The sequence below is a fragment of the Streptomyces huasconensis genome (assembly GCF_021028635.1).
GTDB lineage: Bacteria > Actinomycetota > Actinomycetes > Streptomycetales > Streptomycetaceae > Streptomyces > Streptomyces huasconensis.
The window spans coordinates 2,620,249-2,645,774 of the sequence record NZ_CP086119.1 but is presented as its reverse complement, the minus strand read 5'-3'; the positions used below and the strand labels follow the sequence as shown (position 1 = coordinate 2,645,774).

General features: G+C 71.0%; 21 protein-coding genes. 14 read left to right on the top strand and 7 right to left on the bottom strand.

Annotated elements, in window-relative coordinates; all coding sequences use genetic code 11:
* Positions 1 to 35: 35 nt before the first annotated feature.
* From J2N69_RS11915 to J2N69_RS11895, 5 genes are all read right to left on the bottom strand, one after another.
* Positions 36 to 926, bottom strand: a complete 891-nt coding sequence (locus J2N69_RS11915) for a hypothetical protein (protein WP_230900716.1) — start codon at positions 924 to 926, stop codon at positions 36 to 38.
* A gap of 52 nt (positions 927 to 978) precedes the next feature.
* The gene (locus J2N69_RS11910; protein ID WP_230900715.1) at positions 979 to 1,932 is read right to left on the bottom strand and encodes a hypothetical protein; all 954 of its coding nucleotides are present in this window, start codon (positions 1,930 to 1,932) and stop codon (positions 979 to 981) included.
* Between the two features lie 115 nt (positions 1,933 to 2,047).
* A complete protein-coding gene (locus J2N69_RS11905; protein WP_230900714.1) occupies positions 2,048 to 3,067 on the bottom strand; it encodes a hypothetical protein in 1,020 nt (339 codons plus the stop codon).
* 155 nt (positions 3,068 to 3,222) lie between these two features.
* On the bottom strand, positions 3,223 to 3,846 hold the full coding sequence (locus J2N69_RS11900) for a Uma2 family endonuclease (protein ID WP_230900713.1): 624 nt from the start codon (positions 3,844 to 3,846) through the stop codon (positions 3,223 to 3,225).
* A 110-nt stretch (positions 3,847 to 3,956) separates the two neighbouring features.
* Positions 3,957 to 4,925, bottom strand: coding sequence for a hypothetical protein (locus J2N69_RS11895; RefSeq protein WP_230900712.1), 969 nt, complete (start codon positions 4,923 to 4,925; stop codon positions 3,957 to 3,959).
* Between the two features lie 135 nt (positions 4,926 to 5,060).
* Between J2N69_RS11895 and J2N69_RS11890 the strand changes: the two genes are divergently transcribed.
* Positions 5,061 to 7,685 (top strand): valine--tRNA ligase, encoded by a 2,625-nt coding sequence (locus J2N69_RS11890; protein ID WP_230900711.1) that lies wholly within the window; start codon positions 5,061 to 5,063, stop codon positions 7,683 to 7,685.
* Between the two features lie 95 nt (positions 7,686 to 7,780).
* Here J2N69_RS11890 and J2N69_RS11885 read toward each other — a convergent pair whose 3' ends face one another.
* On the bottom strand, positions 7,781 to 8,440 hold the full coding sequence (locus tag J2N69_RS11885) for a hypothetical protein (RefSeq protein ID WP_230900710.1): 660 nt from the start codon (positions 8,438 to 8,440) through the stop codon (positions 7,781 to 7,783).
* 125 nt (positions 8,441 to 8,565) lie between these two features.
* Between J2N69_RS11885 and J2N69_RS11880 the strand changes: the two genes are divergently transcribed.
* Positions 8,566 to 9,726 (top strand): sensor histidine kinase, encoded by a 1,161-nt coding sequence (locus J2N69_RS11880; protein ID WP_230900709.1) that lies wholly within the window; start codon positions 8,566 to 8,568, stop codon positions 9,724 to 9,726.
* Positions 9,727 to 9,736: 10 nt separating this feature from the next.
* On the opposite strand, the gene J2N69_RS11875 is transcribed toward J2N69_RS11880, so the two are convergent.
* Positions 9,737 to 10,753: a rod shape-determining protein gene (locus J2N69_RS11875; RefSeq protein WP_230900708.1), complete on the bottom strand. Its 1,017-nt coding sequence runs from the start codon at positions 10,751 to 10,753 to the stop codon at positions 9,737 to 9,739.
* 143 nt (positions 10,754 to 10,896) lie between these two features.
* Here J2N69_RS11875 and folC point away from each other — a divergent pair, with 143 nt between their 5' ends.
* From folC to J2N69_RS11815, 12 genes are all read left to right on the top strand, one after another.
* Positions 10,897 to 12,417, top strand: coding sequence for a bifunctional tetrahydrofolate synthase/dihydrofolate synthase (gene folC / locus J2N69_RS11870; protein WP_230900707.1), 1,521 nt, complete (start codon positions 10,897 to 10,899; stop codon positions 12,415 to 12,417).
* A 5-nt stretch (positions 12,418 to 12,422) separates the two neighbouring features.
* Positions 12,423 to 12,788, top strand: a complete 366-nt coding sequence (locus tag J2N69_RS11865) for a DUF4233 domain-containing protein (protein ID WP_127911806.1) — start codon at positions 12,423 to 12,425, stop codon at positions 12,786 to 12,788.
* 86 nt (positions 12,789 to 12,874) lie between these two features.
* Positions 12,875 to 13,288: a nucleoside-diphosphate kinase gene (gene ndk / locus J2N69_RS11860; RefSeq protein WP_127911807.1), complete on the top strand. Its 414-nt coding sequence runs from the start codon at positions 12,875 to 12,877 to the stop codon at positions 13,286 to 13,288.
* A 312-nt stretch (positions 13,289 to 13,600) separates the two neighbouring features.
* Positions 13,601 to 14,620 (top strand): rod shape-determining protein, encoded by a 1,020-nt coding sequence (locus J2N69_RS11855; RefSeq protein ID WP_030362602.1) that lies wholly within the window; start codon positions 13,601 to 13,603, stop codon positions 14,618 to 14,620.
* 162 nt (positions 14,621 to 14,782) lie between these two features.
* Positions 14,783 to 15,805, top strand: coding sequence for a rod shape-determining protein MreC (mreC, locus tag J2N69_RS11850; RefSeq protein WP_230900706.1), 1,023 nt, complete (start codon positions 14,783 to 14,785; stop codon positions 15,803 to 15,805).
* Positions 15,806 to 15,817: 12 nt separating this feature from the next.
* Positions 15,818 to 16,489, top strand: coding sequence for a rod shape-determining protein MreD (gene mreD, locus J2N69_RS11845; RefSeq protein ID WP_230900705.1), 672 nt, complete (start codon positions 15,818 to 15,820; stop codon positions 16,487 to 16,489).
* Between the two features lie 76 nt (positions 16,490 to 16,565).
* Positions 16,566 to 18,743 (top strand): penicillin-binding protein 2, encoded by a 2,178-nt coding sequence (gene mrdA / locus J2N69_RS11840; RefSeq protein ID WP_230900704.1) that lies wholly within the window; start codon positions 16,566 to 16,568, stop codon positions 18,741 to 18,743.
* On the top strand, positions 18,743 to 19,936 hold the full coding sequence (gene rodA, locus J2N69_RS11835; RefSeq protein ID WP_127911811.1) for a rod shape-determining protein RodA: 1,194 nt from the start codon (positions 18,743 to 18,745) through the stop codon (positions 19,934 to 19,936). Before mrdA ends, rodA begins: the two co-directional genes overlap by 1 nt.
* A 71-nt stretch (positions 19,937 to 20,007) precedes the next feature.
* Positions 20,008 to 21,621, top strand: coding sequence for a CYTH and CHAD domain-containing protein (locus J2N69_RS11830; protein WP_230900703.1), 1,614 nt, complete (start codon positions 20,008 to 20,010; stop codon positions 21,619 to 21,621).
* 50 nt (positions 21,622 to 21,671) lie between these two features.
* The gene (locus tag J2N69_RS11825) at positions 21,672 to 23,597 is read left to right on the top strand and encodes a TIGR03960 family B12-binding radical SAM protein (RefSeq protein ID WP_230900702.1); all 1,926 of its coding nucleotides are present in this window, start codon (positions 21,672 to 21,674) and stop codon (positions 23,595 to 23,597) included.
* Positions 23,598 to 23,608: 11 nt separating this feature from the next.
* Positions 23,609 to 24,157 (top strand): GNAT family N-acetyltransferase, encoded by a 549-nt coding sequence (locus tag J2N69_RS11820; protein ID WP_230900701.1) that lies wholly within the window; start codon positions 23,609 to 23,611, stop codon positions 24,155 to 24,157.
* A 6-nt stretch (positions 24,158 to 24,163) separates the two neighbouring features.
* Positions 24,164 to 25,516: a hypothetical protein gene (locus tag J2N69_RS11815; RefSeq protein WP_230900700.1), complete on the top strand. Its 1,353-nt coding sequence runs from the start codon at positions 24,164 to 24,166 to the stop codon at positions 25,514 to 25,516.
* The last annotated feature ends 10 nt before the right edge of the window (positions 25,517 to 25,526 follow it).

Here is a 25,526-nt window from a genome sequence, read left to right as displayed (position 1 = left end):
GGTTGTGTTCGTCGTGTTCGCCGTGCGGGTGGGGACTACTTGACCTCGACGCGTACGTCGTCGCGGAGGTTGGCGACCTGGGTGGCGACGTCGCTCAGCGCGATGTCCGCGCCGGTGCGGGTCGCGGCGGCGTCGGAGTACATGGCGTACGCGACGGTGCTGTGGTCACCCCAGACGCACATCGGGGTCTGGAAGCTGTTGGGGACGCCCGCGTCGTCCGCGCCGGCCTCGCCCATCTTGTACTCGGCCTTCTGGCACTTCATGATGCCGTTCTCGAAGCCGTCGGGGGTGAACTCCTCCGGGTCGCCGATGAGCTTCATGGCTCCGTCGGAGCCGTTCACGGAGTTCTTCTCCATCTCGGCGAACATCGCGTCGACGACCTTCTCCGGGTCGTCCACCTCGCCGTACACACCGGAGTAGTTGAGGGACTTCATGGCCGCGCCCTCGCCGTGCTGGTACGCGGCGTGGACGTTCTCAGGGTCGCTGACGCCCTGCTTCTCCAGGTCCGCCAGGTCGCTCGAGGACATGCCGCGGCCCTCGTCGGAGCCCTCCAGCTTCTTGTAGCTGCCGAGGACCGTCGCGGGCGCCGTCAGCTTGTACGTCTTGCCGTCGTCGGTGACCGAGGAGCCGTCGCTCTTGGCGAAGAAGAAGTAGCCGCCGACCGCGGCCGCGGCGACGACCACGACGGCGCCGATGATGAGCCCGGTCTTCTTGCCGCCACCGCCCTGCGGGGGCGGGGCGTACTGCCCGTAAGGGGCGGGCTGCTGGGGGTGCTGCCCGTAGGGGGCGGCGGGCTGCTGGGGGTGGCCGTAACCGCCCGGTTGCCCATAGGGCTGCTGCGGCGGGACGCCCTGGGGCGGCTGCCCGTAGGGGCCGGGCTGCTGGGGCGGCGGGCCGCCGTACGGGCCGGGCTGCTGGTAGCTCACTGCGTGGGGTTCCCCTCGTTGGTGGTGCGGCGGTGCCGTGTCGTTCCTCGCGTCAGAGCTTGACGCGGACTTCCTTGCGGACCTTGAGCGCGGTGGCCGAGGCGTCCTTGAGCGACACCTTGCCCGCCAGGGCGTCGGCGACCTCGACCGGTACGACGACGGCGACGGTGCTGTGGTCGCCCCAGATGCAGACCGGCATGTGGGCCTCCTTGGGGCCGGAGGACGAGCCGGTGCTCGGGCCCTTGTTCTCGATCACGGACTCCTGGCACTTCAGGACGGCCTCGTCCGTGCTGAAGTCCTTCGGGCTGCCGACCAGCCGGCCCTTGTCCGAGCCACCGGGCTCCATGGAGTCCTTCTTGAGCTTGGCGAACATGCCGTCGACGACCTTGCCCGGGTCATCGACCTCGCCGTAGACACCCATGAACTGGATGGCCTTCTGCGCCAAGGGGTTGTCGCCCGCCTCCGTCTTGTAGCCGGCGTCGACGTCCTCGGGGTTCTTCACCCCGGCCTTCTCGGCGGCCTCGAGGTCGCTGGAGCTGAAGCCGCCGGCCCGCGTGGCGTCCTTCTCGTACTCGCTCAGCAGCGTCTCGGGCGTGACCAGCTTGTGCGGCCCGTCGTCCGCCACGGAGGAACCGCCTCCGCCGTCGCTGCCGCCGAACAGGAAGTACGCGCCGACACCGAGGGCGGCGACGACCGCGACGGCGCCGATGATCAGGCCGGCCTTCTTCGCGCCGCCGCCGGGCGGGGGCGGGGGCGGCGGGACCTGCCCGTAGGGGGCCTGCTGCGGGAACTGCCCGTAGGGGCCGGGCTGCTGGGGCTGGCCGTAGCCGCCCGGGGCCTGCTGGGGGTAGCCGTAGCCGGGCTGCGGCGGGGGAGCCTGCGGGGGGTAGCCGTAGCCGGGCTGCGGGGCCTGCGGCGGCTGGCCGTAGGGGCCCGGCTGCTGGCCGTACGGCCCGGGCTGCTGGGGCTGCTGCCCGCCGTATGGGCCCGGCTGGTGGTAGCTCATGGGTTTCCCCTCCGAAATGCTTATGTGTTCCCGACATCGTGACGCAAGAGGGCCCGGCGGGATCACCGGGCCCTCTCCACCGGCTCGGGGGCTGTGACCGGCCCGCCGAGTGGTGTCAGCGCTTGACGCGGACCTCGCCGCGGAACTTGGCCGTCGTCGTCGCGGCTTCGTCGAGGTCGGCGCTCTGGCCGGACAGGGCGCTCGCCACGTCGGTGGTGACGACGTAGCCGATGGTGCTGTGGTCGCCCCAGATGCAGGTCGCGGCGGACATCTCGCTCGGTCCGGAGGCACCGGCCGTCGAGCCGGCCGTGCCCGCGCCGCCGCCGAGGTCGACCTTCATCTCCTGGCACTTGAGGACGGCGCCGCCGAGTTCGTCCGGCGTGTACTCCATCGGGCTGCCGACCAGGGTGACCTGCTCGCCACCGCTGCTCGTGCCGTCCTTCGCCTCCTTCTCGGCGTTCGTGAACATGTGGTCGACGACGCCCTCGGGGTCCTCGATGTCGCCGTAGACGCCGCCGAAGCTCAGGACCTTCTGCGCCATCGGGTTGTCCTTGGTGCCCGACTGGTACTGGGCCCGCACGTCCTTGGGGTTCTTCACCCCCGCCGCCTCGGCCTTGTCGAGGTCGACGCTGTCGAGGCCGCTGGAGCGCGTCGGGTTCTTCTTGTAGTCGGTCAGGACGGTCTCCGGCGTCGTCAGCTTGTGCGGGCCGTCGTCCTTGACGCCGGAGTCGCCGCCGCCGTCCGCCACGTTCGACGAACCGCCGTTCTTGCCGCCGCCCTTGTCGTCGTCACCGCCCGCGAGGAGGAAGTAGCCGCCGACCGCCGCGGCGGCCACCACGGCCACCACGCCGATGACCAGGCCGGTCTTCTTCTTGCCGCCGCCGCCGGGCGGGGGCGGGGGCGGTGGGACCTGCCCGTAGGGGGCCTGCTGCGGGACCTGCCCGTAGGGGCCGGGCTGCTGGGGATGGCTGTAGCCGCCCTGGTGGGGGGCGTGCGGCGGGGGAGCCTGCGGGGGGTAGCCGTAGCCGGGCTGCGGGGCCTGCGGCGGCTGGCCGTAGGGGCCCGGCTGCTGGCCGTACGGCCCGGGCTGCTGCGGCGGCTGCCCGCCGTATGGGCCCGGCTGGTGGTAGCTCATTACTGGGGTTCCCTCCCGATGCTTACGCGTTCCGAACATCCTCTCGGACGAGCGGGGGAGGGCGGGGCGGTGGGAGCGGATCGATGCGCAGTTGTTGAACGGCTGTTCCATAGCGCGGACGTGGTGTCCGCCGTGTGAAGGCCCGAAGCGGGCCCTCACATCTCGTGGGCCACGCCGTCCGTGGATTCCGTCGGCGCCTGGAACCCGCTGGTGTCGAGGTCGCAGTCGAAGGGGGCCGGGATGCGGACCGTCTTGCCGAACGGGGCGGTGAGGTGGGACTCGTACCCCTTGGCGGTCGGTGACCAGTAGACGGTGGCCAGTTCCTCCTGCATGTCGAGGAGGAGGTAGATCGGTACGCCCGCCTTTCCGTACCGTTCGACCTTGTCGGTGAGGTCGTCGTCCCGGGTGGAGGGGGAGGTCAGCTCGGCGACGAAGGAGAGCCCATCGCCGTCCAGCTGGTTGCTCGTGGTCAGGCGGGTCCGCCGGTGGGCCGCGTGAATGTCCGGGCCGTAAGCCCGCTCGACCCCGGGGAACACGTACAGCGCGGGGGCCGAGCTGATCCGGTGTTCCTCGGGGAGGTGAGGACGCAGTCGGTCACAGACGAGATCCATGACGTCGAGGTAGTACGCCTTCGACCACGGTGACACGACGATGTTCCCCCTGATGATCTCGGCGTTGAAGCCGGCGGGCACGCTCAGCTCTTCGAGGGCCCTGCGCAGCTCCTCGAAGCGGTGGGGGTCGGTGCCGTCTGTCGTCGGTCGTTCCAGCATCACAGTCATGATGCGTCTCCCTCGCGGTGTGAGCCAGTCAGTACGGAGCGTATCCCCGCAAGGCCGCATCAGTGACTGGACGAGGAAAACGCGTACATGCACATGGTTTCGGCTACGGATCACGCCTTCACACGCGCCGCCTCGCGGAGATCGGCCGCGAAGGAGGCGACGTCGTCGGTGGCCATGCCGCCGCCGCCCTTCATCATCGCCGCGAGGTCGATGCCGAAGACGATGCCGTACGTGCTGTGATCGGCCCAGATGCAGATCGGCAGCTTCACCGGCTTGCCGTCATCGCTGAAATTGGCGGTCTGGCACTTCATGACGGCGTTGTCCAGGCCGTCGGGTTCAACGGTCTCGGGGCTGCCGACCAGCTCGACCTTCTCGCCGTCGCCCGCGCTGTCGTCCGACTCCTTCTCAGCGTTCTCGCCAGCCTTGGCGAAGCCGTCGTCGACGGCCTGCTCCGGGTCGTCGATCTCGCCGTACATCCCCTGGAAGCTCATCTGCTTCCCCTTGAACGCCTCGCCCGACTCGTACGAGGCCGCCACGTTCTCCGGGTTCTTGATGCCGATCTCCTCGGCGTTCTTCTTGTCGCCGGAGCCGAGCGGGCCGTCGTCGGGCGAGTTGGCGTCGCTCCCCTTCTTGTACGCGCCCACCGAGGCCGGTGGCACCAGCTTGTGCGCCCCGTCGTCCTCGACCGAGGCCGAGCCGCCGCCCCCGCCGAACAGGAGGTACGCGCCGACGCCCAGCGCGGCCACCACCGCGACGGCACCGATGACCAGGCCGGTCTTCTTCTTGCCGCCGCCGGGCGGAGGCGGAGGCGGCGGGAACTGCCCGTACGGGCCCTGGGGCTGCTGCCCGAAGGGGCCGGGCTGGCCGAAGCCGCCCTGCTGGGGCGCCTGCTGCGGGGGCTGCGGGTAGCCGTAGCCCGGCTGGGGCTGCTGCGGCGGAACCCCTTGCGGCGGCTGCCCGTAGGGGCCGGGCTGCGGCTGCCCGTACGGGCCGGGCTGCGGCTGCCCGTACGGGCCGGGCTGCTGCCCGTACGGGCCCGGCTGCTGACCGTCGTACGGGCCCGGCTGGTTGTGGCTCATCGTGGGGTCCCCCTCGGAACTCTGATGTGTCCCCGACATCCTGGACGACGTACGGCCCCCGTGGAGCCCCGTACCGCAAGCAATATCGAACATTCCGGTTTCGGGACCGCTCCGTCACCCCTCTAAACTGACCGCGTGACCGAGAACGCTCAGCAGCAGCCCCCAGCGACCACTCCCGAACTGCCGACCCAGTACGCGCCGGCCGAGGTAGAGGGGCCGCTGTACGAGCGCTGGGTAGAACGGGGCTACTTCTCCGCCGACGAGAAGAGCGAGAAGCCGCCGTACACCGTCGTCATCCCCCCGCCGAACGTCACCGGCGCGCTCCACCTGGGCCACGCCTTCGAGCACACGCTGATCGACGCCCTCACCCGCCGCAAGCGCATGCAGGGCTTCGAGACCCTGTGGCAGCCCGGCATGGACCACGCGGGCATCGCCACGCAGAACGTGGTCGAGCGCGAGCTGGCCAAGGAGGGCAAGTCCCGCCACGACCTCGGGCGCGAGGCGTTCATCGAGCGCGTCTGGAAGTGGAAGGGCGAGTCCGGCGGCCAGATCTCCGGCCAGATGCGCCGCCTCGGCGACGGCGTCGACTGGGAGCGCGAGCGCTTCACCATGGACGAGGGCCTCTCGCAGGCCGTCCAGACCATTTTCAAGAAGCTCTACGACGACGAGCTGATCTACCGCGCCGAGCGCATCATCAACTGGTGCCCGCGCTGCCTGACGGCGATCTCCGACATCGAGGTCGAGTACCAGGACGACGACGGCGAGCTGGTGTCGATCACGTACGGCGAGGGGGACGAGACGCTCGTCGTCGCCACCACCCGCGCCGAGACGATGCTCGGCGACACCGCCGTCGCGGTCCACCCCGACGACGAGCGGTACAAGCACCTCGTCGGCAAGCAGATCAAGCTGCCGCTGACCGACCGCACGATCCCGGTCGTCGCCGACGAGCACGTCGACCCCGAGTTCGGCACCGGCGCCGTCAAGGTGACCCCCGCCCACGACCCGAACGACTTCGAGATCGGCCAGCGCCACTCGCTGCCGAACATCGCGGTCATGGACGAGCACGCCGTCATCACCGCGCACGGCCCCTTCCAGGGCCTGGACCGCCTGGAGGCCCGCTCCGCCATCGTCGGCGCGCTGCGCGCCGAGGGCCGCATCGTCGCCGAGAAGCGCCCGTACACGCACTCCGTCGGCCACTGCTCGCGCTGCAAGACCACCATCGAGCCGCGTCTGTCGATGCAGTGGTGGGTCAAGGTCGGCCCGCTCGCCAAGGCCGCCGGTGACGCGGTCCGCGACGGCAAGGTCAAGATCCACCCGCAGGAGATGGAGAAGCGGTACTTCGACTGGGTCGACAACCTCCACGACTGGTGCATCTCGCGCCAGCTCTGGTGGGGCCACCGCATCCCCGTCTGGTACGGCCCCAATGGTGAGGTCGTCTGCGTCGGACCCGACGACGAGGCCCCCACCGGCGAGGGCTGGACGCAGGACAACGACGTGCTCGACACGTGGTTCTCCTCCGGCCTGTGGCCGTTCTCCACGATGGGCTGGCCCGAGCAGACGGAGTCGCTCGCGAAGTTCTACCCGAACTCCGTCCTCGTCACCGGCTACGACATCCTCTTCTTCTGGGTCGCCCGGATGATGATGTTCGGCCTGTACGCGATGGACGGCACCCCGCCGTTCCACACGATCGTGCTGCACGGCATGGTCCGCGACCAGTTCGGCAAGAAGATGTCGAAGTCCTTCGGCAACGCGGTCAACCCGCTGGACTGGATGGACAAGTACGGCTCCGACGCCCTGCGCTTCACGCTCGCCCGCGGCGCCAACCCGGGCACCGACGTGCCGATCGGCGAGGACTGGGTCCAGGGCTCGCGCAACTTCGCCAACAAGATCTGGAACGCCACGCGCTTCGCGATGATGAACGGCGCCACGATCGAGGGCGACCTGCCCCCGGTCGAGCAGCTGTCCGCCACCGACCGCTGGGTGCTCTCCCGCCTGAACGCGACCGTTGCCGAAGTCGACGCGCTCTACGACGACTACCAGTTCGCCAAGCTCTCCGACGCGCTCTTCCACTTCGCGTGGGACGAGGTCTTCGACTGGTACGTCGAGCTGTCCAAGACGACGTTCATGGCGGGCGGCGAGGGCGCGAAGGTCTCGGCCCGCGTCCTCGGCGAGGTCCTCGACGTCACGCTGCGCCTGCTCCACCCGATCGTGCCGTTCGTGACGGAGACGCTCTGGACGGCGCTGACCGGCGGCGAGTCGCTCGTCATCGCCGACTGGCCCGCCGACAGCGGCTTCCGCGACGCCGCCGCCGAACGGGAGATCGAGACGCTGCAGCAGGTCATCACCGAGGTGCGCCGGTTCCGCGCCGACCAGGGGCTCCAGCCCGGCCAGAAGGTTCCGGCCCGGCTGACCCTGGACGGCACCGCGCTCGCCCCGCACGAGGCCGCCATCCGCCAGCTGCTTCGCCTCCAGCCGGAGGGCGACGCCTTCACGGCGACGGCGACGCTGCCGGTCTCCGGTGCCACGGTCGCGCTCGACCTGTCCGGCACGATCGACGTCGAGGCCGAGCGCAAGCGCCTGGCCAAGGACCTCGCCGCCGCCGAGAAGGAGAAGGCGCAGGCCGAGGCGAAGCTGGGCAACGAAGCGTTCCTGGCCAAGGCTCCCGACCAGGTCGTGGAGAAGATCCGCGGGCGCCTCACGAAGGCGGAGGCCGACATCGCCCGCCTGACGGCGCAGCTGGAGGCGCTGCCGGCCGCGTAACTCCGCGCGCGTCATGGCGAAGGCCCCCGGGACCGGCTCACGGCCGCCCCGGGGGCCTTCGTCGTACAGGCGCGCGACCTGACGGCTGTGACGTCTCAGCCCACCGGACGGGCGTCCGCCGACGGCTCGTCGACCGGGCCCGCGGGGCCGATCAGCTCCACCTGGTGCTCGACGACCTCGGCCGGGCCGTCCTCGCGCGGCGGCGGTTCGAGCCCCAGCCGCTCCAGCTCCGCGCCCGCGAGGGCGTCCAGGATCTCCGGGTCGCCGTGCCGCCAGCCCCAGGCCAGGCTGCCCGGTGTCGCGTCCGGGATCTCCGAGGCGGTGGCGGCCACCTCGTCCAGCGGCCGCAGCAGCGAGCGCAGGGCCAGCAGGTCCCGGCCGTCGTCGGTGGCGGCCAGGTCCCGCGCCGCACCCGCCTGGCGCACCCAGCGCACCCGGCGCGGCAGCCAGACCACGAGGACCAGGCCGACGGGTACGACGAAGAGGGCGACGGCGCCCACGGCCACCGCGGTGCGCACCGCCACCGGGTCCATGGCGTCGACGGCGCCCGCCACGCGGCGCACCGCCGTGTCGAGGCGCCCGCCGACCAGCGGGATGGGCGCCCCGTGCTCCTGGAGGGCACGGGGGAGGGCGAGCAGACAGGCCAGCCGGTACGCCATGACGGCGGCGGCGGCCCACAGCGCGGTCCACAGCAGGACCCCGGCGTCACCGGCGAGCTGATGGGTCCGACGGACGGAATTCTGGGCGTACCACATGGTCAGATCTGACCCTCGGGACCGGTCGCGGCCCGGCCGCCGCGCCGGGGGATGGTGCCGCACATCACCACATCAGGGCCATAAGTCAGATGAATCGGGTCGAAAGACCTTGGATGATGGAGGGCATGCACGACCGTCCCGCCGTCCAGGCGCTGCGCCGGGCGGCGGCCACCGGCCGTCGCCTCGCCGGGCGCTGGGCCCAGGCGCCCAGGACGGTGGACCTGCTCACGGCGCTGAGCGCGCTGGCGCTGATGAGCCTGGACGTGCCGGGCCTCGCCGCGGCCGACAACCCGCTCAACGGCCCCTTGGCCGCCCTCGTCCTGACGGCGGGCGCCGCCTCGCTGATGCTGCGCCGCGCGGCGCCCTGGCTGACGTACGCCGTCGCGCTGTTCCTGCTCGGCTGGCTCTTCGAGCTGACGCTGGTGCAGTTCGCGCTGTACTCCCTGGGCCGGTACCGCGGCCGCCGGGCCGGGACGCTCGGCGTCATCGGCTATGTGGCGTTCGCCTACGCGCTGTTCCAGCTGCCCGGCTGGCCGCCGCACCGGGGCGAGACGCTCGGCGACTTCCTGAGCCTCGTCGTGCCGGTCGGGGTGCTCGCGGCGGGCGTCGGCGTGGCCGCCAACCGGCAGGACCTCGTCCGCGCCCTGGAGGCGCAGCGCGCGCAGACGCAGACCCTGCACGCCGTCCAGCAGGAGCGGGCCCGCATCGCCCGCGACGTGCACGACTTCGTCGGCCGCGAGCTGACGCTGCTGAGCGTGCGCTCCCAGGTGCTCGCGCGCCGGGCCGAGGGCGGCCCCTTCGCGGACGGCTTCGAGGAGCTGTCGGAGACGGCGCGCAGCGCGCACCGCATGCTGAACGAGATCATCGTCCAGCGCGGCGTGGACGGCACCCCCACCCCCGGCCTCGACGCCCTCCCCGAACTCGCCGAGCGTAGCGGCCACGCGGGCAGCCCCGTGGAACTCCTGATCGACCCGGTGGCGCACCGCCTCTCCCCGCTGCGGCAGGCGGCGGTCCACCGCGTGGTCCAGGAGTGCCTGACGAACGCGGCGAAGCACGCGCCGGGGGAGCGCGTCACCGTCCGGGTGGACGTGGCGGGCGGCCGCCTCGGCATCACGGTGCGCAACGCCTTGCCCGCCACGCGCCCGGCCACCGCCCCGGTCTCGGCGGGCATCGGCACGACCGGCATGGCGGAGCGGATCAGGGCGGTGGGCGGCGACTTCTCGGCGGGTCCGGCGGACGGGGCGTACGAGGTCCGTGCGTGCCTTCCGGCGGGCGAACTGACCTGAGCCCCCCGGATCACGCCGCCGACATCATCCGCTCAAGACCGTCGAAGTCCTCCACGCACTTTCCGCAGCCCAGCGCGACGCTGTCCAGCGGGTCGTCGGCCACGAACACCGGGATGCCGGTGGCCGAGGCGATGCGCAGGTCGAGGCCGGGGAGCAGGGCGCCGCCGCCGGTCAGCACGATGCCGTGCTCCATGATGTCCCCGGACAGCTCGGGCGGGCACTCCTCCAGCGTCGTCTTGACCGCCGCGATGATGTGCTCCACGGGCTCGTCGACAGCGCTCCGCACCTCCCGCACCGTCAGGTCCACGGTCTTGGGCAGCCCGCCCACCTTCTCCCGGCCCCGCACGGTGAACGTCCGCCCCTCGAACTCCTCCTCGCCCGGCACCGGCCACGCGGAGCCGATCGCGACCTTGATGTCCTCGGCGGTGCGCTCACCCACGAGCAGCGAGTGCTCCTTGCGCACGAAATCGGTGATCGCCTGGTCCAGCCGGTCACCGCCCACCCGCAGCGACTGCGCCGTCACGACCCCGCCCAGCGAGACGACGGCGACCTCGGTCGTGCCGCCCCCGATGTCGACGACCATCGACCCCTGCGGCTCGGCGACCGGCAGCCCCGCCCCGATCGCGGCGGCCATCGGCTCCTCCACGAGGTGCACGGCCCGTGCCCCGGCCCGCTGCGACGCGTGCACGATGGCGCGCCGCTCCACGGGCGTGACGCCGCTCGGCACGCACACCACCATGCGGATACGGGTGCGCCGCCCCGGCACAGCCTTGCGCACGAAGTGCCGGATCATCTCCTCGGCGGCCTCGTAGTCACTGATCACGCCGTCCCGCAGCGGGCGGATGGCGGTGATGGACCCGGGCGTGCGCCCGATCGTCTCCTTGGCCTCCATGCCGACGGCGAGCACCTTGCCCTTGCCGCCCCGGTCCGACCGGACGGCGACCACGGACGGCTCGTTGAGCACGATCCCCTTGCCGCGGACGTAGAGAAGGGTGTTCGCCGTGCCGAGATCGATACCTATGTCCATGATCGCAAGTCTGCCGGGCGGCCCCGCGAAGCGGAGGGACCAACGTCCCGAATCGGACGGGCCTAAAGTCCCGACGAGGCGGACCGGTCCCCTCCGGCCGGTCCGGACGCCGAGTGTCGGTGCCGCTCCGTAGACTGGCGTACGTGAGTGACCTCCCCCCGCACGACGACGACCGCCCGACCGACCCCGACGCCGCCTTCGAGGACATCGTGGGCGCCGAGACGGACCGCGACCCCGACCTCGCGGTCATCGAGGCGGGGAGCCGCACCCTGCGTGCCCAGGCGGGTCCGCCGCAGGGCGACATCCCCGCCCGCCCGACCGACCCGGAGGTGGACAAGGCGCTGCGCGAGGTCGAGACGGAGCTGGCCGGCCGCTGGGGCGAGACGAAGCTGGAGCCCTCCGTCCGCCGCATCGCCGCGCTGATGGACGTCCTCGGCGAGCCTCAGCGCGCGTACCCCTCGATCCACATCACGGGGACGAACGGCAAGACGTCCACGGCCCGGATGATCGAGGCCCTGCTCGCCGCCTTCGACCTGCGCACCGGGCGGTACACCTCGCCCCACGTCCAGTCGATCACCGAGCGGATCAGCCTGGACGGCGCCCCCATCGCGGCCGAGCGCTTCGTCGAGACGTACCAGGACATCAAGCCGTACGTGGAGATGGTCGACGCCCGCGAGGAGTACCGCCTCTCCTTCTTCGAGGTCCTCACCGGCATGGCGTACGCCGCCTTCGCGGACGCCCCGGTGGACGTGGCCGTCGTCGAGGTCGGCATGGGCGGCAGCTGGGACGCCACGAACGTGCTCGACGGCTCGGTCGCCGTCCTCACCCCCATCGACCTGGACCACACCGACCGCCTGGGCTCCACGCCCGGCGAGATCGCCACGGAGAAGTCCGGCATCATCAAGCCGGGCGCGACGGTGGTCATGGCCCAGCAGCCGGTGGACGCGGCGCAGGTGATCCTGAAGAAGGCCGTCGAGGTCGACGCCACGGTCGCCCGCGAGGGCCTGGAGTTCGGCGTCGTCGCCCGCCGGGTCGCGGTCGGCGGCCAGCTCCTGACCCTGCGCGGCCTCGGCGGGGAGTACGAAGAGGTCTTCCTCCCCCTGCACGGCGAGCACCAGGCGCACAACGCCTCGGTGGCGCTCGCCGCCGTGGAGGCGTTCTTCGGCATCGGCTCGCAGCACGCCCGCCCGCTGGACATCGACACCATCCGCAAGGCCTTCGCCTCGGTCACCTCGCCGGGCCGCCTGGAGGTCGTCCGCCGCTCGCCCACCGTCGTCCTGGACGCCGCGCACAATCCGGCGGGTGCCCGGGCCGCCGCCGCGGCGATCAGCGAGGCCTTCGACTTCAGCAACCTCGTCGGCGTGGTCGGCGCGAGCGACGGCAAGGACATGCGGGGGCTGCTCGAGGCCTTCGAACCGATCTTCGCCGAGGTCGTCATCACGCAGAACACCAGCCACCGCGCGATGAGCGCGGACGATCTGGCCGCGATCGCCGTCGAGGTCTTCGGCGACGAGCGCGTCCAGGTCGAGCCGCGCCTGCCGGACGCGCTGGAGGCGGCGATCACCCTCGCCGAGGAAGAGGGCGAGTTCTCGGGCGGCGGCGTCCTCGTCACCGGTTCCGTCATCACGGTCGGCGAGGCCCGACTGCTCCTGGGGAGGGGCTGACTCTTGTGCGTACGCTCTGCGCTTCGACACTGATCGGCGAGTTCTTCGTCATCGGCTTCGCCGGCCTGGTGGCCATGAAGGACCCCGATCTGTCCATGGGCACGGTCTGGACGGTCAGCGGCATCGCCATGCTGCTGTGCGTGCTGCTGTGCGGTGTGATCACCCGGCCGGGCGGGGTGCAGCTGGGCTGGGCCCTGCAGATCGCCCTGATCGTGAGCGGTTTCGTGGTGCCGATGATGTTCATCATGGGCGCGGTCTTCGCCGGCCTGTGGTGGGCGTCGGTCCACTTCGGGCGCCAGGTCGACGAGGCCAAGGCCCGGTTCGCGGCGATGGCGGAGAGCCAGGCGGAGGCCGGAGGTAACACCGCGTAGCCGCCCCCGGTATCGTGCGGCCCAATCCCACGACGCGATCGTGACCGATCGTAAGAACACCTCTGGTGAATATCTTGGAGCCGCACATGAGCCAGCGCACCCTCGTCCTGCTGAAGCCCGACGCCGTCCGTCGTGGCCTGATCGGGGAGATCATCGGCCGCATCGAGCGCAAGGCGGGCTGGACGATCTCCGCGCTGGAGCTGCGTTCGCTGGACCAGGAGACCCTGGAGCAGCACTACGGCGAGCACAAGGGCAAGCCGTTCTACGAGCCGCTGGTCGCGTTCATGTCGTCCGGTCCGGTCGTCGCGCTCGTCGTCGAGGGCGAGCGGGTCATCGAGGGCGTGCGCGCGCTGGCCGGTCCCACCGACCCGATCGCCGCCGCGCCGGGCTCCATCCGCGGCGACTTCGGCACGATCGTCCGGGAGAACCTGATCCACGCCTCGGACTCCGAGGAGTCCGCCGAGCGCGAGCTGAAGATCTTCTTCCCGGGCGTGGCGTAACTTCTCACCGTCTTGCGGATGCCGTCGCTGACGGCGCGTCAGCGACACGCCGTCACGAGGTGGACGGCCGGAGCGATTCGGCCGTCCACTGGCGTATGCGCCCCAATTGGGGGAACCCGTGCCCCCGATGGCACGTCTCCAAGAGCGGGGCGGCACATCATCTGCTGACAATGGCGAAGACCCTCGCGCCGTCTTCGCGCGGCCGAGACTACGATGGAAGCCTCCACTGCCACTCAGCACCCACCTCGCCTACCTAAAAAGCCATCACAAGCTCCAATAGGGAAGGCCAGACGCATCCTCATGGGGAACAACATGTCGTTCATCGGCCGTGACATGGCTGTCGACCTCGGGACCGCCAACACGCTGGTGTACGTCAGGGGTCGGGGGATCGTACTCAACGAGCCGTCCGTCGTCGCGATCAACACCAACACCGGTGGCATCCTCGCGGTCGGCGCGGAAGCGAAGAAGATGATCGGGCGCACGCCCGGCAACATCGTGGCGGTCCGCCCGCTGAAGGACGGCGTCATCGCCGACTTCGAGATCACCGAGCGGATGCTCCGCTACTTCATCCTCAAGATCCACAAGCGGCGCTACCTCGCCCGCCCGCGCGTGGTCGTCTGCGTGCCCTCCGGCATCACCGGAGTCGAGCGCCGCGCGGTCATCGAGGCCTCCTCGCAGGCCGGCGCGCGCCAGGTGCACATCATCGAGGAGCCCATGGCGGCCGCCATCGGCTCCGGCCTGCCGGTGCACGAGGCCACGGGCAACATGGTGGTCGACATCGGCGGCGGCACCACCGAGGTCGCCGTCATCTCCCTCGGCGGAATCGTCACGGCACAGTCCATCCGCGTCGCGGGCGACGAGCTGGACAACGCGATCATCCAGCACATCAAGAAGGAGTACTCCCTCCTCCTCGGTGAGCGCACGGCCGAGCAGATCAAGATCACCATCGGTTCGGCGTACGACATGGACGCCGACGAGCACACCGAGATCCGCGGCCGGGACCTGGTCTCCGGGCTGCCCAAGACCGTCGTCATCTCCGCCGCCGAGGTCCGCAAGGCCATCGAGGAGCCGGTCAACGCCATCGTCGACGCGGTCAAGACGACCCTCGACAAGTGCCCGCCCGAGCTGTCGGGTGACGTCATGGACCGCGGCATCGTCCTGACCGGCGGCGGCGCCCTGCTGCGCGGCCTCGACGAGCGGCTGCGCCGCGAGACCGGCATGCCCATCCACATCGCCGAGGACCCGCTGGACAGCGTGGCGCTCGGCTCCGGGAAGTGCGTCGAGGAGTTCGAGGCGTTGCAGCAGGTGCTGGACGCCCAGCCCCGCAGATGATCCGACCGTAGAACATCCGCCGTACGAGTGCCTGCCACCTCGTACGGCGGATCGTTGATATAGAGGCAAGAGCAGAATTCAGGCAAGGCAGAACAATTCCCCAGAACCCCGTGGAACCCGCAGTGGCCACGGAATCCGATTGAGGAAGGCACGCCGCCGCACGTGAGGGACACACGAGAGAGCCGGCTGCTCCTGGTACTGCTGATCGCCATCGCGTTCGCTTTGATCACGGTGGACATCCGCGGCGGTGAGGACTCGCCGGTCGACGGTGCCCGCCGGGCCGCCGCCGGCGTCTTCGGTCCGGTCGAGGAGGGGATGTCCTCCGCCGTCGACCCGATCGGCAACGCCATCGGCGCGGTCCGCGACTCCGGCGAGCGTCACGACCGCATCGCCGAACTGGAGCGCCAGAACGCCGCGTTGAAGGCGAAGCTCGGCAGCGACGACCGCAACCGCAGCCGCCTGCGCCAGCTCGACGGCATGCTGAAGAAGGCCGGCGCCGGGCAGTACGGCATCAAGGGCGCCGAGGTCATCGGCATAGGAGCGGCCCAGGGCTTCTCCTGGACCGTCACCATCGACGCGGGGGCCAACGACGGGATCAAGCGCGACATGACCGTCCTGAACGCCGACGGACTGGTCGGCCGCGTCACCACCGTCGGTCCGGGCACCGCCACCGTCCTGCTCGCCAACGACCCCGACTTCACCGTCGGCACCCGCATGGAGAAGACCGACGAACTCGGCTTCGCCACCGGCCAGGGCGACCGCCCGCTCTCCGTCCAGCTGCTCAACGGCAAGGCCAAGGTCAAGAAGGGCGACCGGTTGGTCACCTTCGGCTCGCAGAAGGACCGGCCGTTCGTGCCCGGCGTACCGGTCGGCGAGGTCGTCCGCGTCGACCCCTCCGGCGGCGACCTCACCCGCAACGTCTACGTGAAGCCGTACGTCGGGTTCACCAAGCTCGACATCGTCGGCGTCGTGGTCGAGGCGCCCCGCGAGGACCCGCGCGACACCGTCCTGCCGAAGAAGCCCGAGAAGCCCAAGCCGATCCCGACGGTGACCGTCACGGCCACCCCGTCGGGCAAGCCGGAGGACGGCGCGGCCGAGGGCACGGCAGACGGCCCGGCGGACGGTGCGGCCGACGACACCGGCAACACCGGCAACGCCGACGACACCGGCAACGACGAGCAGTAGGAGACCGGACCCATGCGCTTCAACCGAATCCTGCTCTCCACCACCCTCGTCGTCGTCGCCCTGGTCATCCAGGTCAGCGTCCTGGCCCGGCTCCAGCTGCCGGGCGCCGTGCCGGATCTCGTCCTGCTCACCGTCCTCGGCCTCGCCCTGGTCTACGGCCACGTCGGCGGTGCCCTCGTCGGCTTCGGCGCGGGCCTCCTGGCCGACCTGGCCCCGCCCGCCGACCACGCCGCCGGGCGGTACGCGCTGGTGCTCTGCGTCGTCGGCTACCTCGCGGGCCTCGCCAAGCCCGAGAGCGGGCGGCTGCGCTCGGCCACCGGCCCGCTCGCCGTGGTCGTCGGGGCCGCCGTCGGATCGACCCTGCTCTACGCGGGCGTGGGCGCCCTCGTCGGGGACACCGCCGCCCGCCACGTGGGCCTGGTCGGGCTGCTCTTCACCGCCGTGCTCTACGACCTGCTGCTCGCGCCCTTCACCGTGCCGCTGATCATCGCGCTCGCCCGGCGCGCCGAGAACGACCCGCTGGGCGAGGGCTCGCACGCCAACACCGCCGCCGACGTCTCCTCCGGCTGGGTCGCCTCCGGCACCGGGCTGAGCATCGGCAACCAGCGCGGCGGCCTGCGGGCGAAGGCGGCCAAGGCCCGCGTCGCACGCGCCGGACGCATCAAGGGGGTCAAGCGCCTGTGACGGCGAAGCACCGCGCCGACCGCACCGAAGGACGTGGCGCCGACCGCACCGAAGGACGTACCAGGGGAGGGGAGCAGTGACGAACATCCCGGAGACCGGACGGACCCCGCGCGTCCAGATCCGTCTCATCGTCATCCAGATCCTCGTCGTCTCCCTCCTGCTCACCCTCGGCGGCCGCCTCTGGTACCTCCAGATCCGCAACGGCGAGGAGTACGCCAAGGAGGCCTCCGGCAACCACGTCCAGCAGGTCGTCGAGCCCGCCGTGCGCGGCTCGATCCTGGACGCCCGTGGCGTGCCGATCGCCGACAACCACACCCGCCTCGTCGTCTCCGCGTCCCGCACCGACCTGATGAAGATGAAGGACGACGGCAAGGCGGTCCTCGCCAAGCTCGCCGACGTCCTCGGCATGGACCCCAAGGACGTCGCCGACAAGGTCCGCCTCTGCGACGCCAAGACCCCGCAGCCCTGCTGGAACGGCTCGCCCTACCAGCCCATCCCGATCACCGACGAGGCCACGCCGAAGCAGGCCCTCCAGATCCGCGAGCGCTCCGAGGACTTCCCCGGCATCACCGCCGAGCCCACCGCCGTGCGCCGCTACCCCGCGCCCGGCAAGTCCAACACCGCGCAGGTCCTCGGCTACCTCTCGCCCGTCACCGACGACGAGATCAACAAGGCCAAGGACACCGACTCCCCGTTCCTCCGCTCCGACCAGGTCGGCCGCTCCGGTCTTGAACGCACGTACGACAAGCAGCTGCGCGGCAAGGCGGGCGTCACCCGCTACGAGGTCGACAACCTCGGCCGCGTCATCGGCAAGGCCGAGTCCGACGAGGCGAAGCCGGGGGCGAACGTCGTCACCAGCATCGACGCGCGCGTCCAGGCCGTCTCCGAGTACTGGCTGAACGACGCGATGAAGAAGGCCCGCCAGGAGTTCGACAAGAACACCGGCGAGAACTACAAGGCCGACGCGGGCGCCGTCGTCGTCATGGAGAACAGGACCGGCCGCGTCGTCGCCATGGCCTCCAATCCGACGTACGACCCGAACGCCTGGGTCGGCGGCATCTCCGGCAAGGACTACGCCAAGCTCACCGGCAAGAAGTCCAACTACCCGCTGCTCAACCGCGCCATCCAGGGCCAGGCGGCCCCCGGCTCGATCTTCAAGGTCATCCCGACGACCGCCGCCGTCAACGCGGGCTACCGGTTCAACGACCGCTACCCCTGCCCCAGTTCGTACTCGATCGGCGGCCAGACCTTCAAGAACTTCGAGTCCAAGGGCCATGGCTCCATCACCCTCGGCCAGGCCCTCGAGGTCTCCTGCGACACCGTCTTCTACAAGCTCGCGCACGACCAGTGGAACAAGGACGGCGGCAACAAGCCCCGGCCCGACGCCAAGGACTGGTTCTACAAGACCGCCCACCAGTTCGGCCTCGGCAAGGAGACCGGCATCGACCTGCCCAACGAGGTCACCGGCCGCGTCCCCGACCGCCAGTGGAAGAAGGACTACTGGAAGGCCAACAAGGACGCCTGGTGCAAGCAGGGCAAGAAGAGTGGCGGTGACTACGCCGCGCGCATCGCGTACGAGAACTGCCTCGAAGGCATGAAGATGCGCGCCGGTGACTCCGTCAACTACTCCATCGGCCAGGGCGACACCCTCGTCACGCCGATCCAGATGGCCACGATCTACTCCGCCATCGCCAACGGCGGCACCATGTACGACCCCACCGTCGGCAAGGCGATCATCAGCGCCGACGGCCGGCACATCGAGGAGATCAAGCCCAAGGCCCACGGCAAGCTGCCGATGGACGCCGAGCTGCGCAAGGACATAGACGGTGCCCTCGCGGACGTCGCCACGCGCGGCACCGCCGCGTGGCGGTTCGGCGGCTGGCCGCAGGAGAAGATCCCGATGCACGCCAAGACCGGTACCGCCGAGGTCTACGGCAAGCAGACCACCTCGTGGTTCGCGACCTACACCAAGGACTACTCGATCGTCATGACGATCTCCCAGGGCGGTACGGGTTCCGGCGCCTCCGGACCCGCCGTCCGCAAGATCTACGACGCGATCTACGGCCTCGACGACAGCGGCAACCAGGACCTGAAGAAGGCGCTCCTGCCCGAGCCGCAGAAGACCCTGCCGAAGATCCAGCCCGACGGCTCCATCGACGCCCCCAAGGTCAAGCCGTACAAGCCCGAGGCGCCCAAGCCCAAGGACGAGCAGCAGGAACTGGCCGGCGCACCGGCCGGTTGGAGGCGCGACTGATGACCAACAGCGGCTTCTCCGTCTCCGGGTACGGCCCCGAGCGCTCGCACATGTCCCGGCTGCTGGCCCGCGACTCGATAGTGCGCCGGCTCGACTGGCCGATGCTCCTCGCCGCGCTCGCGCTCTCCGCGATCGGCTCGGCGCTCGTCTACTCCGCGACCCGCAACCGCACCGAGCTCGTCGGCGACGACCCGTACGCCTTCTTGATCAAGCACGTCATCAACATCGGCATCGGACTCGCCCTGATGGCGGGCACGGTCTGGCTCGGCCACCGCACGCTGCGCACCGCCGTGCCGATCCTCTACGGCATCTCGGTCTTCCTGGTGCTGCTGGTCCTGACCCCGCTCGGAGCGACCATCAACGGCGCCCACGCGTGGATCGTCATCGCGGGCCAGTCGCTCCAGCCCTCCGAGTTCTGCAAGGTCACGATCATCCTGGGCATGGCGATGCTCCTCGCCGCCCGGGTCGACGCGGGCGACAAGGAGCACCCCGACCACCGCACGGTCGTCCAGGCCCTCGGCCTCGCCGCCGTACCGGTCATGATCGTCATGCTGATGCCCGACCTCGGCTCGGTCATGGTCATGGTGATGATCGTCCTCGGGGTGCTGCTCGCCTCCGGTGCCTCCAACCGCTGGGTCTTCGGCCTGCTCGGCACGGGCGCGCTGGGCGGCATCGCCATATGGCAGCTCGGCGTCCTCGACGACTACCAGATCGCCCGCTTCGCCGCCTTCGCCAACCCCGCGCTCGACCCCGCGGGCGTCGGCTACAACACCAACCAGGCCCGCATCGCCATCGGCTCCGGCGGTCTCACCGGCACCGGCCTCACCAACGGCTCGCAGACCACCGGACAGTTCGTCCCCGAACAGCAGACCGACTTCGTCTTCACCGTCGCGGGCGAGGAGCTGGGCTTCGTCGGCGCGGGCGCCATCCTGCTGCTGCTCGGCGTCGTCCTGTGGCGGGCCTGCGCCATCGCGCGCGAGACCACCGAGCTGTACGGCACGATCGTCGCCGCCGGCATCATCGCCTGGTTCGCCTTCCAGTCCTTCGAGAACATCGGCATGACGCTCGGCATCATGCCGGTCGCGGGCCTCCCGCTGCCCTTCGTCAGCTACGGAGGCTCGTCGATGTTCGCGGTCTGGGTGGCGGTCGGACTGCTCCAGTCGATCAAGGTGCAGCGCCCGATGTCCGCGTGACCCGCTGAAGTCCGCTGCGCCGCATCTCCGCCCGCACGTTTGGTTTCGTCTTTCGGGTCTAGATTCAATACATGGCGGAGACGAAGCGCGAGGTCGAGCGGAAGTACGACATCGGGGCGGACGCGGAGCTGCCCGACCTGACCGGGGTGCCCGGGGTCGGGGAGGTCCTCGACAAGGGCGTCGTCGAGCTGGACGCCGTCTACTGGGACACCCCCGACCAGCGCCTGGCCGCCGCCTCCATCACCCTGCGGCGCCGCACCGGCGGCGCCGACGAGGGCTGGCACCTGAAGCTGCCGGTGTCGCTCGCCGAAGGCGTACGGGACGAGATCCACGCGCCGCTCTCCGACGAGGTGCCGCCCGCCCTCCTCGACCTGGTGCGCTCCCGCGTCCGCGAGGCCGAACTCGTCCCCCTCGTACGCCTGTTGTCCGCCCGGGACCTGCGCCACCTCGTCGACGCCGACGGCGACCTGCTCGCCGAGGTCAGCATCGACGCCGTGCGCGCCGAGCGGCTCACCAAGGGCGGTGGCGCGGCCGCGTGGTCCGAGATCGAGGTGGAGCTCGCGGACGACGGCGACCCCGCGCTCCTCGACAAGATCGAGAAGAAGCTGAAGAAGGCGGGCGTACGCCGCTCCACCTCGGCCTCGAAACTCGCCCGGGCCCTGGCGCAGACCGCGCCGAAGGGCCGCAAGGCCGAGAAGGCCCCACTCGCGCCCGCCGAGGGAGCGGTCCGCCTCGGCAAGAAGGCCGGCAAGAGCGAAGCCGTGGCCGAGGCCGTGCGGGAGGCCGTCGGCGGCGGCCGCGGCACCGCCGGGGACCACCTCCTCGCCTACCTCCGCGCCCAGCGCGACGCGATCGTCTCCCTCGACCCCGCCGTCCGCCGCGGTCTGCCCGACTCCGTCCACCAGATGCGGGTCGCCACCCGCCGCATGCGCAGCGCCTTCAAGTCGTACCGGAAGATCCTCGACCGCACCGTCACCGACCCCGTCGGCGACGAACTGAAGTGGCTCGCGGCGGAGCTGGGCGTCGACCGCGACCAGGAAGTCCTCGCCGCCCGGTTCGCCGACCGCGTCGCCGCGCTGCCGAAGACCCTCCTCCTCGGCCCGGTCGACGCGCGGCTGCGCATCTGGTCCACCGGGCGGGGCGCCGACGCCCGGCGCGGCACCCTCGCCGTCCTGGACAGCGAGCGCTACCTCACGCTCCTGGACACCCTCGACGCCCTGCTCGCCGCGCCCCCGCTGCGCCCGGCCGCCTCCGCGCCGCCCCGCAAGGCGCTCCCCAAGGCGCTCCTGAAGGACTACGCCCGCCTTGCCACCCGCGTCGAGCACGCCCTCGCGCTCGCCCCCGGCCAGGAACGCGACCGGGCCATGCACGAGGCCCGCAAGGCCGCCAAGCGCGCCCGGTACGCGGGCGAGGCGGCCACCCCCGCGCTCGGGGCGCCCGCCACGCGCTTCGCGAAGCGGATGAAGGCCGTGCAGAGCCTGCTCGGCGACCACCAGGACAGCGTGGTCGCCCGCGAGGCCGTGCGGACCCTCGGCACCCAGGCCCACCTGGCGGGGGAGAGCGCCTTCACCTGGGGGCTGCTGTACGGCCAGGAGGAAGCGGTCGCCGCCGAGCGTGAGCGCGAGCTGCCTGCGGTGTGGGCCAAGGCGTCGCGGGCGAAAATCCGGGCGGCTCTGGGCAGCTGAACGCCGGGGTACGCTTGATGGTCACCCCTGCCGGCTCATGAAGGTTCGCGATGTCTGTCGAATCGGTCTTCCCACAGCTCGAAGCTCTGCTCCCGCATGTGCAGAAGCCAATCCAGTACGTCGGCGGTGAGCTGAACTCCACCGTCAAGCCGTGGGACAGCTGCGACGTCCGCTGGGCGCTGATGTACCCCGACGCGTACGAGGTCGGGCTGCCCAACCAGGGCGTCATGATCCTCTACGAGGTGCTGAACGAACGCGAGGGCGTCCTCGCCGAGCGCACGTACAGCGTGTGGCCCGACCTGGAGGCGCTCATGCGCGAGCACCAGGTCCCGCAGTTCACGGTGGACAGCCACCGCCCGGTCAAGGCCTTCGACGTCTTCGGGCTCAGCTTCTCCACCGAGCTGGGGTACACGAACATGCTGGCCGCCCTCGACCTCGCGGGCATCCCGCTGGAGTCCAAGGACCGCACCGTCGAGGACCCGATCGTCCTCGCCGGCGGCCACGCGGCCTTCAACCCCGAGCCGATCGCCGACTTCATCGACGCGGTGGTCATCGGCGACGGTGAGCAGGCCGTGCTCGACATGACCGAGATCATCCGCGCCTGGAAGGCCGAGGGCCGCCCCGGCGGCCGCGAGGAGGTCCTCCTCCGCCTCGCCAAGACCGGCAGCGTCTACATCCCGGCGTTCTACGACGTCGAGTACCTCCCGGACGGCCGCATCGCCCGCGTCGTGCCGAACCGCTCGGGCGTGCCGTGGCGCGTGTCCAAGCACACCGTCATGGACCTCGACGAGTGGCCCTACCCCAAGCAGCCCCTCGTCCCGCTCGCGGAGACCGTCCACGAGCGCATGTCCGTCGAGATCTTCCGCGGCTGCACCCGCGGCTGCCGTTTCTGCCAGGCCGGCATGATCACGCGCCCCGTGCGGGAGCGAAGCATCACCGGCATCGGCGACATGGTCGAGAAGGGTCTCAAGGCGACCGGCTTCGAAGAGGTCGGCCTGCTCTCGCTCTCCTCCGCGGACCACACCGAGATCGCCGAGGTCGCCAAGGGCCTCGCCGACCGGTACGAGGAGGACAAGATCGGCCTGTCCCTCCCCTCGACCCGCGTCGACGCCTTCAACGTCGACCTCGCCAACGAGCTGACCAGGAACGGCCGCCGTTCGGGCCTGACCTTCGCCCCCGAGGGCGGCTCCGAGCGCATGCGCAAGGTCATCAACAAGATGGTGTCCGAGGAAGACCTCATCCGCACCGTCTCGACCGCGTACGGCAACGGCTGGCGCCAGGTGAAGCTGTACTTCATGTGCGGCCTGCCCACCGAGACCGACGACGACGTCCTGCAGATCGCCGACATGGCGACGAAGGTCATCCAGAAGGGCCGCGAGGTCTCCGGCTCGAACGACATCCGCTGCACGGTCTCGATCGGCGGCTTCGTCCCCAAGCCGCACACCCCCTTCCAGTGGGCCCCGCAGCTCTCCGCCGAGGAGACCGACGCCCGCCTGGAGAAGCTCCGCGACAAGATCCGCGGCGACAAGAAGTACGGCCGCTCCATCGGCTTCCGCTACCACGACGGCAAGCCCGGCATCGTCGAGGGCCTGCTCTCGCGCGGCGACCGCCGCATCGGCGCCGTCATCCGCGCCGTCTATGAAGAGGGCGGCCGCTTCGACGGCTGGCGCGAGTACTTCAGTTACGAGCGCTGGATGCGCTGCGCCGAGAAGACGCTGCCCGAGATGGGCGTCGACGTCGACTGGTACACCACGCGCGAGCGCACGTACGAAGAGGTCCTGCCCTGGGACCACCTGGACTCCGGTCTCGACAAGGACTGGCTCTGGGAGGACTGGCAGGACTCGCTCGACGAGACCGAGGTCGAGGACTGCCGCTGGACGCCGTGCTTCGACTGCGGTGTGTGCCCCGCCATGCAGACCGAAATTCAAATCGGCCCCACCGGCAAGAAGCTGCTGCCGCTCACGGTCGTGAAGTAACGGCGGCTCAGATGCCCGAACTCGCCCCGCCCACCGGTCTGGTGCACCGCTCCTTCATCGCCGCGATGGAGGAGTTCCGGGCCGAGGGGCGCGGCGGGCCCGGCGACGACACGACGCTCGGAGCCACCCTGCGCGAGTACGGCGAGAAGTGGCACGACCCCGCCGTCTTCGAGCGGTACGTCGCCGAGGTGACCTCCGCCGCCGAGCAGCCCGCCGGGCAGCTCGGCGTCCCCGTCACCACCCTCTGGTACACCGACGGCGGCGAGTACCTCGGCCGCATCGCCATCCGGCACACCATCGCCACCCGCTTCCTGCGCGAGTACGGCGGCCACATCGGCTACGACGTCCGCCCCACCGCCCGCCGCCGCGGCCACGCCACCGGGATGCTCCGCGCCTGCCTGCCGCACGCCGCCGAACTCGGCCTGCAATCCGTGCTGGTGACCTGCGACACCGACAACACCGGTTCCCGCAAGGTCATCGAGGCCTCGGGCGGCGTCTTCGAGGACGAGCGGGGCGGAAAACTGCGGTACTGGATACAAACCGAACTCCCACGCGTCTAGGACGACATGGACCTGGAAAAACGACCTGCCCACCGAGCGGAACAGCCGCAGCCGCCGGGGCAGGCCGATCGGCACCCCCCGCAGGCCGAGGGCTGCCTCGCCGTCGCTATCCGACTGCCCGTACGCATCGTCGTGCTCGTACTCGTCGTGCCGGTACGCCTCGCCTGGGACGCCCTCGCGGTGTGCGGCCGCTTCCTGTACTTCAGGGGGCTGCGACCGGTCGGGCGTGCCGTCGGTGCCGTTCTGACGTGGCTGTTCAAGGCCGTGTTCGTGTGGCCGTGGGTGGGGCTTTGGCGGTACGTGGTGGTGCCGGTCGGGGTCGCGTTGGCGTGGCTGGGGCGGGTGCTGTTCGTGGTGCCCGCGGTGTGGCTGTACCGGTCGGTCCTGACGCCGGTCGGGCACGGCATCGCGTGGCTGGCCCGGGGCATCGGACGAGGCATCGCCGTCACCGCGCTCGGCATCGCCGCGGGCTGCGCCTGGCTGTGGCGGCATCTCGTCGCCATCCCGGCCGCCTGGCTCTACGCGCGCGTGCTCACCCCCATCGGCCATGGCATCGCCTGGCTGGCCCGCGTCCTCGGCGCCGGGGCCGCCGCGGCCGGGCGGGGCGTCGGTGCCGTCCTGACGTGGCTGTTCAAGGCCGTGTTCGTGTGGCCGTGGGTGGGGCTTTGGCGGTACGTGGTGGTGCCGGTCGGGGTGGCGCTGGCGTGGCTGGGGCGGGTGCTGTTCGTGGTGCCCGCGGTGTGGCTGTACCGGTCGGTCCTGACGCCGGCCGGACATGGCCTCGCCTGGCTGGCCCGGGGCATCGGCGCCGGCGCCGCGTGGCTCGGCCGCGGCATCTGGACCGTCGTGGCGACCCTGTGCCGCTGGCTCCTCGTCGCCCCCGTGGTGGCCGTGTGGCGCTGGGTGCTCGCGCCGCTCGGGCGCGCCGTCGCCGTCGTCGCGCGGGAGGTCGGGGACGCGCTCGGGCACGCCTGGCGCGTCGCCGGACACCTCTCCCTGGTCGTCGGCCGCTTCCTCGCCAAACTCCTGCGGTGGATCTTCGTCGAGCCGGTGCGGTGGGCCTACCGCACCGTCCTGACCCCCGTCGGCCACATGGTCCGCGACGCCGTCTGGCGCCCCGCGGCCAAGGCCGTCAAGGAGGTCCGCCGCGCCACCCGCCAGGCCCTGGCCTCCGCACGGGAGAGCGTGCGCCAGGCCCGGGCCGACGTGCGCCGCATGCTGTTCGGCACCGCGAAGCAGGCGGTGCCGGTGGCGGTCCCGCCCCAGGAGCCGGTCCCGGTACCGGCGGCCCGGCGGGAACCTGTGGCGCCCGGGGCACGTACTCTAGGTAGCAGTACGACCGCTCTCACGAAGGACTGAACGACACTGG

Excerpts from the sequence above, each read along its gene's own strand:
- J2N69_RS11910 (WP_230900715.1), bottom strand. The coding sequence starts at position 1,932 with ATGAGCTACCACCAGCCGGGCCCATACGGCGGGCAGCAGCCCCAGCAG.
- J2N69_RS11905 (WP_230900714.1), bottom strand. The coding sequence starts at position 3,067 with ATGAGCTACCACCAGCCGGGCCCATACGGCGGGCAGCCGCCGCAGCAG.
- J2N69_RS11900 (WP_230900713.1), bottom strand. The coding sequence starts at position 3,846 with ATGACTGTGATGCTGGAACGACCGACGACAGACGGCACCGACCCCCAC.
- J2N69_RS11895 (WP_230900712.1), bottom strand. The coding sequence starts at position 4,925 with ATGAGCCACAACCAGCCGGGCCCGTACGACGGTCAGCAGCCGGGCCCG.
- J2N69_RS11885 (WP_230900710.1), bottom strand. The coding sequence starts at position 8,440 with ATGTGGTACGCCCAGAATTCCGTCCGTCGGACCCATCAGCTCGCCGGT.
- J2N69_RS11880 (WP_230900709.1), top strand. The coding sequence starts at position 8,566 with ATGCACGACCGTCCCGCCGTCCAGGCGCTGCGCCGGGCGGCGGCCACC.
- J2N69_RS11875 (WP_230900708.1), bottom strand. The coding sequence starts at position 10,753 with ATGGACATAGGTATCGATCTCGGCACGGCGAACACCCTTCTCTACGTC.
- ndk (WP_127911807.1), top strand. The coding sequence starts at position 12,875 with ATGAGCCAGCGCACCCTCGTCCTGCTGAAGCCCGACGCCGTCCGTCGT.
- J2N69_RS11855 (WP_030362602.1), top strand. The coding sequence starts at position 13,601 with ATGTCGTTCATCGGCCGTGACATGGCTGTCGACCTCGGGACCGCCAAC.
- mreD (WP_230900705.1), top strand. The coding sequence starts at position 15,818 with ATGCGCTTCAACCGAATCCTGCTCTCCACCACCCTCGTCGTCGTCGCC.
- rodA (WP_127911811.1), top strand. The coding sequence starts at position 18,743 with ATGACCAACAGCGGCTTCTCCGTCTCCGGGTACGGCCCCGAGCGCTCG.
- J2N69_RS11830 (WP_230900703.1), top strand. The coding sequence starts at position 20,008 with ATGGCGGAGACGAAGCGCGAGGTCGAGCGGAAGTACGACATCGGGGCG.
- J2N69_RS11825 (WP_230900702.1), top strand. The coding sequence starts at position 21,672 with ATGTCTGTCGAATCGGTCTTCCCACAGCTCGAAGCTCTGCTCCCGCAT.
- J2N69_RS11820 (WP_230900701.1), top strand. The coding sequence starts at position 23,609 with ATGCCCGAACTCGCCCCGCCCACCGGTCTGGTGCACCGCTCCTTCATC.
- J2N69_RS11815 (WP_230900700.1), top strand. The coding sequence starts at position 24,164 with ATGGACCTGGAAAAACGACCTGCCCACCGAGCGGAACAGCCGCAGCCG.